Here is a 625-nt window from a genome sequence, read left to right as displayed (position 1 = left end):
AGACCGCTTAAAAGGTTGGGGAGCTGGCGACTTATTCACGCCGTTTACTGATGCCGCTCCTACTGACTCGGCTGCCGCTTCGTCAAATAGTGCAGAAGAAGAGGCGGTCAGCGCACTTCTTGCTCTAGGCTACAAGCCAACTCAAGCGTCGAAAGTCGTTTCTCAAATTGCTAAACCGGACATGAGCAGCGAGCAGCTGATCCGTGAAGCACTAAAATCAATGGTGTAACGGAAAGTTCAAGGTAACAGTATGATTGAAGCCGATCGTTTAATCGCTCCTGAAAATCCAGCGTTTCGTGATGAAGATGTTATTGACCGTGCTATTCGCCCTAAAAAGTTGGCGGATTACCAAGGTCAGGATCATGTCCGTGATCAGAAGGAGATTTTCATCAAAGCGGCACAACAGCGTAGTGAGGCGTTAGACCACCTACTTATTTTTGGCCCTCCAGGTTTGGGTAAAACGACGTTGGCAAACATTGTTGCTAACGAGATGGAAGTGAACATCCGTACTACTTCTGGACCTGTTCTCGAAAAAGCAGGCGATTTGGCCGCGTTGTTGACCAACCTTGAGGAAAACGACGTGCTTTTCATTGATGAGATCCATCGTCTTAGCCCTATGGTCGAA

At 48.0% G+C, this 625-nt stretch carries 1 protein-coding gene and 1 pseudogene; both read left to right on the top strand.

All coding sequences use genetic code 11. The annotated features are described in order from the left end of the window. Positions 1-229 (top strand): annotated as a pseudogene (gene ruvA / locus R8N47_RS26235) (Holliday junction branch migration protein RuvA); the annotation flags it as partial. A 21-nt stretch (positions 230-250) separates the two neighbouring features. Further along, the coding region (locus R8N47_RS26230; RefSeq protein ID WP_318186234.1) for an AAA family ATPase at positions 251-625 on the top strand (375 nt) is incomplete at its 3' end.

Source organism: Vibrio sp. 2132-1, assembly GCF_033344315.1.
This window is presented reverse-complemented; position numbering and strand designations above follow the sequence as displayed.